10 protein-coding genes are annotated in these 11,259 nt (G+C 46.1%); 3 read left to right on the top strand and 7 right to left on the bottom strand.

From position 1 onward, the window contains the following. Positions 1 to 16: 16 nt before the first annotated feature. From K2Q13_RS00360 to K2Q13_RS00335, 6 genes are all read right to left on the bottom strand, one after another. On the bottom strand, positions 17 to 700 hold the full coding sequence (locus K2Q13_RS00360) for an OmpA family protein (protein WP_292918662.1): 684 nt from the start codon (positions 698 to 700) through the stop codon (positions 17 to 19). A gap of 216 nt (positions 701 to 916) precedes the next feature. Beyond that, positions 917 to 2,152 (bottom strand): class II fructose-bisphosphate aldolase, encoded by a 1,236-nt coding sequence (locus tag K2Q13_RS00355; protein ID WP_292918661.1) that lies wholly within the window; start codon positions 2,150 to 2,152, stop codon positions 917 to 919. 29 nt (positions 2,153 to 2,181) lie between these two features. Further along, positions 2,182 to 2,556: a hypothetical protein gene (locus K2Q13_RS00350; protein WP_292918660.1), complete on the bottom strand. Its 375-nt coding sequence runs from the start codon at positions 2,554 to 2,556 to the stop codon at positions 2,182 to 2,184. A 7-nt stretch (positions 2,557 to 2,563) separates the two neighbouring features. Beyond that, positions 2,564 to 3,505 carry a CbbX protein gene (gene cbbX, locus K2Q13_RS00345; RefSeq protein WP_292918659.1) on the bottom strand — a complete coding sequence of 314 codons (942 nt, stop codon included), beginning with the start codon at positions 3,503 to 3,505 and terminating at the stop codon, positions 2,564 to 2,566. Positions 3,506 to 3,688: 183 nt separating this feature from the next. Then, positions 3,689 to 4,123: a ribulose bisphosphate carboxylase small subunit gene (locus tag K2Q13_RS00340; RefSeq protein WP_292918658.1), complete on the bottom strand. Its 435-nt coding sequence runs from the start codon at positions 4,121 to 4,123 to the stop codon at positions 3,689 to 3,691. A 20-nt stretch (positions 4,124 to 4,143) separates the two neighbouring features. After that, the gene (locus K2Q13_RS00335) at positions 4,144 to 5,604 is read right to left on the bottom strand and encodes a ribulose-bisphosphate carboxylase large subunit (RefSeq protein WP_365725008.1); all 1,461 of its coding nucleotides are present in this window, start codon (positions 5,602 to 5,604) and stop codon (positions 4,144 to 4,146) included. 183 nt (positions 5,605 to 5,787) lie between these two features. On the opposite strand from K2Q13_RS00335, the gene K2Q13_RS00330 reads away from it, so the two are divergent. From K2Q13_RS00330 to K2Q13_RS00320, 3 genes are read left to right on the top strand one after another with little or no spacing between them, the layout of a single operon-like run. After that, positions 5,788 to 6,777 carry a LysR family transcriptional regulator gene (locus K2Q13_RS00330; RefSeq protein WP_292918656.1) on the top strand — a complete coding sequence of 330 codons (990 nt, stop codon included), beginning with the start codon at positions 5,788 to 5,790 and terminating at the stop codon, positions 6,775 to 6,777. A 40-nt stretch (positions 6,778 to 6,817) separates the two neighbouring features. Continuing rightward, positions 6,818 to 9,196, top strand: coding sequence for a phosphoenolpyruvate synthase (gene ppsA / locus K2Q13_RS00325; protein ID WP_292918655.1), 2,379 nt, complete (start codon positions 6,818 to 6,820; stop codon positions 9,194 to 9,196). Next, positions 9,196 to 10,023, top strand: coding sequence for a pyruvate, water dikinase regulatory protein (locus K2Q13_RS00320; RefSeq protein ID WP_292918654.1), 828 nt, complete (start codon positions 9,196 to 9,198; stop codon positions 10,021 to 10,023). Before ppsA ends, K2Q13_RS00320 begins: the two co-directional genes overlap by 1 nt. Before the next feature lie 268 nt (positions 10,024 to 10,291). Here the strand turns inward: K2Q13_RS00320 and K2Q13_RS00315 are convergent. After that, positions 10,292 to 11,259, bottom strand: a 968-nt coding sequence (locus K2Q13_RS00315; RefSeq protein ID WP_292918653.1) for a sodium/proton-translocating pyrophosphatase, incomplete at its 5' end; no start/stop codon positions are given.

Raw genomic sequence — 11,259 nt, 5'->3', positions numbered from 1 at the left:
CGGCACTTAACGGATTTTACTGTTTAGATGGTGCAGGCGCTGCTTCTGGCGTTGGTTGCTTTTCTGCCACAAAAATTTCCACGCGGCGATTTTCCGCTCTATTTTCTGATGTGTTATTTTCGACTAGAGGTTCGCGGGAACCGTGACCATCAATTTGGATGCGGTTGATGGATACGCCTCGGCTTACCAGATAATCGCGTGTGCTGGCGGCCCGGTTAACCGATAATGGATTGTTGACTGCATCGCTGCCGGTGTTGTCAGTATGCCCAATGATCTTGACGGTCGCGCCTTCATTACCGACTAAGCTGGTTGCAAAGTTATCGAGAATGGGCCTGAACCCTGGCTTGATGTCAGCCCGGCCGGTGTCAAAAGAGATATCGCTGGGAATATTCAGCTTGAGGCGATTGTCTTCGGTTTGTGTGACTTGCACGCCAGTGCCTGCGGTGGCTGTCTCCATTTCCCTTTTTTGCTCTTCCATGCGTTGTGACCACATATAACCGGCACCTGCACCAAGCAGGGCTCCTGAGCTTGCTCCAATGGCAGCACCTTTTCCACCACCAATAAGTGCCCCAATCGCAGCTCCTGTACCTGCACCAATCACGGTTCCCTGTGCTGTGCCACGTTGCGTGTCCGTCATGGTTGCGCAACCGGTCAGCGCCAGGATTATGGCTGTAACGATAAGAATTGTAACAGTTTTCATGAGCATCTCCTTTCTATGTTATTTCGTTGTGCTATAGCAGAAGCAAATTTCAGACGACTATTGCTATAGGATCTATAGGATAAAACCATCTATCCTGATATTCCATAGGCAAAAATGAATAGCCTATTAGTAAATACGATGAGATTGTACATGGAAATCCAAATAAGCTCTTAAATCGGACCATTGCTGCCACATATTGCTTAGTGGCATCCGCTTTTATGCTAAATGCTGTGCTTGAGGAATTTTGATTTCTTCTAAACAGGAATTTGTTCCGAGTGAGGTTGCGGCAAATGTGATATTGATTTTATCGGGCTCTGATATGCGCGATAGTTGATGAATAAAAGCAATATATTCCGCATGGGATTGGAAATTATTGCTGGCATCAGTAGTAGCAAATTGAATACGCCAGCATAGATGATATTGATCCGATACCGATAATGCCCAGCCTGCGAAAACTTGACGTACGCCAGGGATGGCGCTTAATGTTTCTCGGCCCTGTTCGATTAAGGCGTGAATTTGTTGCAAGTAGCGCTTTTGGACATTGTAAACAATAGTCTGTTCTACAGGCTGCCAAGCGCGGCATTGGATTAGTACTTCTGCGGCACGGCCAGCCGAACCCCAGCGATGCATGTATAGGCTGATTCGTTCGAGGAGGTTGTTCTTAACATCTTGCATCGCTTCGATATAACCTTTTTTAGTGCGTGATTGAACGTTGGAGCGAATGGTGGCAGCAGCAATATCGGAAAGCTCTGTGTAGCAGTTGATTTTAGCAACACCATTTAAAATTACCTTATGGTATTGATCTTCGATTAATCCACTACCGCCATGCAATACTAACGGAATCCCAAGTTCATCATTAATTCGTTTTAAGCGTTTGAAGTCCAGTTTGGTTCGACTGTTCTGACGACCATGGACAGTGCCAATGGAAACAGCTAAAAAATCAACGTGAGTACGATCAACATACACTTTGGCTTCTTCAGCCGAGGTATAAATCGCCTCACCTAAGTGGTTGATAGCATTTTCACCTTCCGTGCCGCCGACAAAACCAAGCATTCCTTCAATTGCGGCGCCACATGCGTGAGCCGTTTCTGTCGCATGGCTGGTTTGGGCTATATTCACAGTAAATGCTTGAGAAGATACATCCAGCATGACGCTATTGCAGCCCAAATTAATCGCCTCTACGATGGATTCGTGCCGTTTTGCGTGATCAAAGTGGATTGCAACCGGAACTTTAGCTTGATGTGCTGCACGTTCAATTGCCGGTAGGATTAATCTGAAGTCCTGCTGGCCGAAAAGCGGCTCGGAAAGATTGAGAATGACAGGTGAGCGGCACAACTCGGCTGCCGCGATAATGGCTTCCAGGAAATCCAGGCTTACCAATCCAAAACCACCAATTGCGTAGTTATTCTGATAAGCATGATGCAACATATCGCGCATATCTACGAGTGGCATTTATATCCTCTATTTTAAGGGGTGTGCATTTATCTTAAATCAATCGTGAGTGTTTCGAGCGCTGTGTTTAAATCATCCAGAGCAGATCCCATGATAAGACCGGCACAACTATGATATAGCCATAACTCGCAGGCAATAGGCCGGTGTAGATTATTACGTCCATGAATCTTGAAATCACGCCATGCCAGGACAGGCTGATCCTCTGCATTACTGTCGACACATAACCACTCGGTACGATCCAAAATGACTTCTAATCCACGATGCTGTTGCAATGTGACGCGCAGTGGATAGCCTAATCGAAGCAATGCAAGTCGTCCACGGTTATAACAAGCTGCATCTATCTTTTTGGGGAAAATGCGCCAGGGTCGAGTTAACGTCTCCATCTTATCAAGATTTTGTTTCAAATTATTATCAGTCTGTTTTTTTGACCTTGGATTTACTATCAGGCGACGCCTCAAGAAAAACGCGACTGGCGAGTATATCTTCTGCTTCAATTGTAACAAGATCATTTTTGGATAATGATTTCTTGGTTCCAGAAAATAATCGATTTGCCTGACGCAGTCGAGCGCGATCAAGAGCGTTACGAACCGAGCGAGCGTTGGCAAAATGCTCCGATTTCATACGCAAGCGAATATATTTTCCAAAGGCCTCTTCTCCAGCTTTGCTGAAACAATAATTTTGGCTTTCTAGCATCAACTTTGCGATCGCAACTAACTCTTCTGCGCCGTAATCCGGAAAGTCGATGTGATGCGCGACACGGGAGCGCATCCCGGGGTTGCTATGGAAGAATTTATCCATGCGATCTTTATAACCTGCCAGGATTACAACCAAGTCATCGCGATTGTTTTCCATCGTTTGCAGCAGAATTTCTATGGATTCTGCGCCATAATCGCGCTCGTTTTCTGGTTTATAAAGATAATAAGCCTCATCGATGAAAAGAACACCGCCCATCGCTTTTTTTATCACTTCTTTTGTTTTGGGGGCAGTGTGACCGATATATTGACCGACTAAATCGTCCCGGGTCACCGAAACCAAGTGTCCCTCACGCACATAACCCAAGCGATGCAAGATTTCTGCCATGCGTAGAGCTACTGTCGTTTTTCCCGTACCCGGATTGCCAGTAAAACACATATGCAAACTGGGGGCGCCCGCAGATAATCCTAGTTGTTTGCGAACACGATCTACCAGCAGCAACGATGCAGTCTCACGAATACGAGTCTTCACAGGGATTAAGCCAATCAACTCACGATCTAGCTTATCCAGAACTTCCTGGATATTAGTATTTCGGAACTCTGCATCCAAATCAATCGATGCGTCTTTAGATGAAGTTAAGTTTTTAGATTGCTTAGGCATGTTTAATCACTCATTGATGGCTCATGGGATAAATATTGACATAATCACAATCAATATTAATTAAATCCTTTAGATGACTTCTGTTTAATACTTAACAGCATTAAATTCTAATGCTAACAATGTTTGCATTTTAACTATTTCTCTCTCTTCTTAAAGAAGAGAGAGAAATTCTACGCTTTACGGCTAGTAGCGCTCGGCTTCCGGTTTATCGGTTGCATAGGAATGAATAGTATAACTAACACTCCGTCCAGCACCTTCTTGACGCACTAAACTAAACCCTGGCTCTTTCTTAGGTCTGTTGACAATATAAGACATGGTTGGACTCTCTACTCCGCGTACCGAGTTAAATGCAGTTACGCGAATGTAGTGGTTTGGAAAAGTTTTGCGGCAACTATTGATTTCCAGCAAAATTCCTGCTGGATCTTTTAAATCAAACATTGGATTGCCGAACATTTCCCAATAGGTATTGCGGGGATGCGGATCATCAGTATATTCAATCCCGATGGCCCAACCATTGTTCAGCGCATATTTGAGCTGTGCTGAAATTTGCTTGTCGGTCAGCGGGGGCAGGAAAGAAAATTGCCCCTGTGTAACTATATTACCTACATTGGTCATCATAATTGCTACTCCTGAAATAGTTAAACGTTTGCAGTTGTGGACGGCACGAAGTCAGCCGTATCTGTGGAGTCGTAGTTAAAGGTGATATCTTTCCACGTATCTAATGCTTGTTTGAGCGGTGTGCACCATTTCGCAGCATCTGCAAGAATTTGTGGGCCTTCTTTCACGTAATCCCGACCTTCATTGCGCGCCATAACCATAGCTTCGAGTGCTACACGGTTCGCTACTGCACCAGCCTGAATGCCTTGAGGGTGTCCAATGGTGCCGCCACCGAACTGCAGTATCACATCTTCGCCGAGATAATCGATCAATTGATGCATCTGGCCTGCATGGATACCACCTGAAGCAACCGGCATACATTTATTCAATGATGCCCAGTCTTGATCAAAGAACAATCCATGTTCCAGACTTTTTTCAGTACGTGTTTCACGCAAGGTATCGTAAAAGCCCTTGATCATAAGCGGATCGCCCTCAAGCTTACCAACAACCGTGCCTGCGTGAATATGATCGACACCTGCCATACGCATCCACTTACATATCACACGGAAATTCATGCCGTGATTTTTTTGACGTGAATAAGTCGAATTACCCGCGCGATGCAAATGCAATATCATGTCGTTTCTGCGTGCCCATTTTGCCATCGACTGAATCGCGGTATAACCGACCACCAAATCGATCATGATGATGACTGAGCCCAAGGATTTTGCAAATTCCGCTCTTTCATACATGTCTTCCATGGTGCCGGCGGTAACATTCAAATAATGACCTTTCACTTCACCTGTAGCGGCAGCTGCTTTGTTTACTGCTTCCATGCAATACAGGAAGCGATCGCGCCAATGCATAAAAGGCTGTGAGTTAATATTCTCATCATCTTTCATGAAATCCAAGCCACCTTTAAGACCTTCATATACCACGCGACCATAGTTTCTGCCCGAGAGGCCCAGTTTTGGTTTGGTGGTGGCGCCGAGTAATGGGCGACCGAATTTATCCAAGCGTTCACGCTCAACCACAATACCTGTTGCAGGGCCTTGGAAAGTTTTGAGGTAAGCTACTGGAATGCGCATATCTTCAAGGCGCAGTGCTTTAACTGCTTTGAAACCAAATACGTTACCAATAATGGAGGCGGTTAAATTTGCGATCGAGCCTTCTTCGAACAAATCTAGATCATAGGCGATATAAGCAAAATATTGGGCTTCGTTATCAGTGCCCGGACCTGTGTTTGGAACAAGTTCAGATTTATATGCTTTAGCACGATATAGCTCACAAGCGGTTAGTCGGTCAGTCCATACTACAGTCCAGGTCGCGGTGGAAGATTCACCTGCAACTGCAGCCGCCGCCTCTTCATGATCCACACCGGGCTGTGGTGTAATACGGAACATGGCGACAATATCCGTATCTTTGGGTACATAAGCAGGTTCCCAATAACCCATTTTTTTGTAAGGAATAACCCCTGATGTGTAACGTTCTTTACCTTCTTTCATCGTTTGTGAAGCCATAATATTCTCCAAGTAATTTATAAAAAACCACGCTATATACTTCTAGTTAGGAGGTGTGCTAACAGCGGGTCACATATAGTGTAGAATCGCTAAATGATAAATAACAATCAATTGTTTCGATAGTTATAATAGACTCCTATCTATATATCCGGAATAAAAGGAGGCTTCATGCGCCATAGCACATTGCGGCAACTTGAGGTTTTTGAGGCGATTGCTCGATTGAAGAGTTTTACCCGAGCGGCTGAGGAATTATTTCTGACGCAACCGACAGTATCGATGCAAATCAAAAAATTGACCGAAGAAATCGGTTTGCCTTTGTTTGAGCAAGTTGGTAAAAAAATCTATCTGACTGATGCGGGAAATGAGTTATATAAAACCTGCCTGGGTATTTTCGATCATTTCTCCCGTTTCGAGATGATTGCTTCCGACATGAAGGGGCTGAAATCAGGGAAACTTCGGCTTGCGGTAGTGACCACTGCGAAATACTTCGTGCCGCGATTATTGGGCATGTTTTGCCAGAAATACCCTGGTATAGACGTTGCATTGAAAGTGACGAACCGAGAGCATATCCTGGAGCGATTAACGAATAATCAAGATGACCTCTATATCTTAGGTCAAATTCCAGATGGTGTTGATGCAGTGGCCGAGGTTTTTTTGGATAACCCGTTGGTTGTTCTTGCATCTGCGGATCATCCACTGGCAACTAAAAAAAAGATCACCATAGAGCGTATTTGTGATGAGCCTTTTATTATGCGTGAGCCAGGTTCCGGAACAAGAATAGCTACCGAACATTTTTTTTCGGAACATAATAAAAAGTTAAAAGTTCGCATGGAGTTAGGTAGCAACGAGGCGATTAAGCAAACCGTCGCGGGCCGATTGGGTATTGCCGTATTGTCGCAACATACACTGGCGCTTGATGCGCAGATTGGGCAGCTTGCGATATTGGATGTTGAAGGATTTCCGATTGAACGTCATTGGTATTTTGCTTATTCATCCGGCAAGCAGTTGTCGATTGTGGCGCAGACATTCTTGAGCTATTTACGGCAGGCTGACGATTTGCTCGATAATTTGACATGCCGTCACGTGACTTCTGGACATTGCCCATTATTAAAGAATGAGACAAACGTAAGGCCCGGCGGGTCGCGTCAGCGTAATTGAAAGATTACTTATTAATATATTTGCTGATAGGAATTTCATAATGACACAATATATTGCCTGGTTTGATCAATTGACGATGAAAGATGTAGGCTTGGTGGGCGGTAAGAATGCCTCTTTGGGAGAAATGATCAGTCATCTTGCACAAGCAGGTGTTAATGTGCCGATAGGCTTTGCAACTACGACCGAAGCGTACCGTGAATTTTTGACCAGTAATGGATTGGCTGACCGTATCAATCATTTACTGAATGGACTGGATGTTGAAGACATTAATGCGCTGACTACCGTCGGCAGAACTATTCGCGGCTGGGTGCTAAATGCCACGTTGCCAGCTTCTATTTCACAGGCAGTGGCGCAAGCTTACGAAAAACTGGTTACGGATGACGCAAATCGCGATGAGGTTTCATTTGCTGTGCGTTCTTCAGCGACTGCTGAGGACTTGGCCGATGCCTCATTTGCCGGCCAGCAGGAAACATTGCTGAATGTTCGCGGGCTGGAACAAATCATGGCAGCAATCAAGATTGTGTTTGCTTCACTATATAACGATCGGGCGATTGCGTATCGCGTGCATCAGAATTTTCCTCACGATAAGGTGTATTTGTCTGCCGGAATTCAGAAAATGGTGCGGAGCGATCTGGGCGCGAGCGGCGTGATGTTTACCTTGGATACTGAATCCGGTTTTCGCGATACAGTTTTCATCACATCAGCGTATGGGCTGGGTGAAACCATCGTGCAAGGCATTGTCAATCCGGATGAATTCTATGTCTACAAGCGTGGACTCGCAGCCGGAAAGCCAGCCATTCTATCGCGACGTCTAGGCACCAAAGCGATAGAAATGATTTATGGCGATAATAAAGATGCGGCAGATTCATTCACGCTGACGCGCGATGTTGAAAATGAGCGCCAAACGCGTTTTTCTCTATCGGATGTACAAGTGGAAGCATTGGCGCGTCAAGCTGTGATCATCGAGCAACACTATGGTCGTCCGATGGATATCGAATGGGCATTAGACGGACTGGATGAGCAGTTGTACATTGTGCAGGCGCGCCCGGAAACCGTAGAAAGCCGATCCACAACGGTTCTGGATCGATACCAACTCAATGGTAAAGGAACGGTACTGACCGAAGGCCGATCAATTGGGAGCAAGATCGGTCAGGGAACAGCGCGTTTGATCGCGGGGGTCGATCAGATGCATGTCATACAGCCGGGCGATGTCCTCGTGACGGATATGACCGACCCCGATTGGGAACCGATCATGAAGCGTGCGTCGGCAATTGTCACCAACCGTGGCGGACGCACCTGCCATGCGGCGATTATCGCCAGGGAAATGGGTATTCCGGCGGTGGTCGGTTGTGGCGATGCAACCGAGTCGATCAAAGACGGAGTGGATGTGACGGTTTCCTGCGCGGAAGGCGATGCTGGATTTGTCTATGAAGGTTTGCTGCCATTCGAACATACCACGTCCGATACCGGTCAGTTGCCGGATTTGCCGGTCAAAATGATGCTGAATGTAGGCAATCCGTCGCACGCTTTTTCTTTCTCACGCATGCCGAATCAAGGTGTTGGATTGGCCCGGTTGGAATTTGTCATCAACAACATGATCGGTATTCACCCCAAGGCGTTGTTGGAATTCGATCGGTTGCCCAATGATTTGAAACAGAAAATCAGTAACCGTATTGCGGGTTATCAAAGTCCCATTGGCTTTTATGTCGAGAAATTGGTTGAGGGCATTGCTATGCTGGCGGCGGCATTTTATCCGCATACCGTGATTGTGCGCACGTCCGACTTCAAATCAAATGAGTATGCGAATCTGGTTGCAGGGGATCTTTATGAGCCCCACGAAGAAAACCCGATGATCGGTTTTCGCGGCGCCTCGCGGTATGTGTCGGATGATTTTCGTGATTGTTTTGAGCTCGAGTGTCAAGCGTTACGCAAAGTGCGCGATGAAATGGGGTTGACCAATGTCGAGATCATGATCCCGTTTTGCCGTACGGTGGAAGAAGCCGAACAAGTAACCTTGTTGCTTGCATCGCAAGGATTGGCGCGAGGCCAAAATGGTTTGCGGCTGATCATGATGTGCGAGATTCCTTCCAATGCAGTATTGGCGGAAGAGTTTTTGCAGTTCTTTGATGGTTTTTCCATTGGCTCCAATGATATGACGCAATTGACACTGGGAATTGATCGCGATTCAAGTCTGGTTTCTCATGTGTTTGACGAACGTAACCCGGCGGTCAAGAAACTGCTGAAAATGGCCATCGATGCTTGCCATAAGCAAGGAAAGTATATTGGTATCTGTGGGCAAGGCCCTTCTGATTTTCCGGATTTTGCCGCCTGGCTTTTTGAGCAGGGCATCAGCAGCCTATCGTTAAATCCCGATTCGGTTATGCAGACTTGGCTTGATCTGGCAAAACTGGACAAATAATGACGCAGCAAAAACGCACTGTTTTCTACTTATCCGACCGTACTGGCATCACGGCGGAAACGCTTGGACACAGCCTGCTAACGCAATTTGATGGTATCCAATGGAGCATCGTCAACATGCCGTTTCTGGACGATATCGAACAAGCCAGAACTGTATTAACACAGATTAATCAAGCTGCTGAAAACGATGGTCACCGTCCTTTGGTGTTTAGTACCTTGCTGAAACCGGAAATTCTCGAAGTCATCAAACAGGCGAATTGCCGTATTTATGACTTTTTTGAGACCTTCATTCGTTCGATTGAAGAAGAACTGGAGCAGCCGTTTGCGCGTATGGCCGGGCGTTCCCACGGTCAGGATCAACTGTCGTATTTCAAGCGCATTGCCGCAGTTAATTATGTGCTGGCGCATGATGATGGCGTCAATCCCAAGCATTTTGACGAAGCCGATATTATCCTGATCGGCGTTTCACGTTCCGGTAAAACACCGACTTGTCTTTACTTAGGGTTGCAGTATGGTATCGCTGCCGCGAATTATCCGCTAACCCCGGATGACATGACGGTACAGCAGATCCCGAAGGTATTGGAAAATGTCAGAAAAAAATTGTTTGGTTTAACACTAACCTCAGCGCAATTACATTTCATTCGGCAGCAACGCCGCCCAAATAGCGAATATGCATCGCTCGCGCAATGTCAGCGAGAATTACAATGGCAGGAATCGCTGTTTCATCAATTCGATATTCCCTATTTAGAGACCACGCGCATTTCAATTGAGGAAATCAGTGCGGTTATATTGAACAGGTGTGGACTGAGAAGACAGTTGTATGGGTGATTATGATTCTCTATAGGAACCTATAGAGCTCGGTTTGCTCATACAGCCATACAACGATAGGTGATCGATACCGATTGATAGAATTTGAGAAAAAGGTTTTATAAAGTCTCTGGTACAACTATCCTGTACATTTCTGTAACGAGATTTCTTGTCAAAATCGGATCATTCATGTCTGTCTCGGACACAAAATAAATTTACATCTCCCCATAAAAAAAGCACATCAGTTGCCTGATGTGCTTAAGTTGATTGGTTAATTAATCAATGCTATTTATAGCAGAGGAATAATCAGCAGTGCCACAATGTTGATAATTTTGATCAATGGATTAATCGCAGGGCCAGCCGTGTCCTTATAAGGATCACCTACGGTATCCCCTGTTACTGAGGCTTTGTGGGCTTCACTGCCTTTGCCGCCAAAATGTCCGTCTTCAATATGTTTTTTGGCATTATCCCAAGCACCGCCGCCGGTTGTCATCGAAATCGCTACGAACAAACCAGTTACGATCGAACCCATCAATACGCCGCCTAGGGCTTGCGGTCCTAGGATCACACCGACCAACAAAGGAATCAGCACAGGTAATAATGAAGGAATCATCATTTCCTTGATTGCCGATTTGGTCAGCATATCCACGGCACGCGAATAATCTGGCTTGGCTGTGCCTTCCATGATGCCCGGAATTTCCTTGAATTGGCGACGAACTTCGATCACCACCGATCCGGCGGCACGTCCGACAGCTTCCATCGACATGGCACCAAACAAGTAAGGAATCATACCGCCGATAAACAACCCGATAATCACCATGTGATTGGATAAATCAAAGGATATTTCAAAGCCGGCATGTTCCAATGCATGGGTGTAGTCGGCAAACAGCACTAATGCTGCTAATCCGGCTGAGCCGATCGCATAACCTTTGGTAACTGCTTTAGTCGTATTACCAACTGCATCCAGAGGATCAGTGATAGCTCGAACTGAGTCGGGCATTTCTGCCATTTCTGCAATGCCACCTGCGTTATCAGTAATCGGGCCGTACGCATCCAGTGCAACAATGATGCCGGTCATCGACAGCATTGATGTTGCGGCGATCGCGATACCGTACAAGCCAGCCAGTGCATACGCCAGCAAAATACTGATACAAACAGCCAGAACCGGCGCTGCGGTTGAGCGCATTGAAACGCCCATGCCGGCAATAATATTGGTGGCATGTCCGGTAGTGGATGCTTCAGCAATATGTTGAACCG

Source organism: Nitrosomonas sp., from assembly GCF_019752095.1.
Classification (GTDB): Bacteria; Pseudomonadota; Gammaproteobacteria; order Burkholderiales; family Nitrosomonadaceae; genus Nitrosomonas.
Note: the sequence above shows the minus strand (reverse complement) of the source record. Positions and strands in the feature narration are given on the sequence as shown.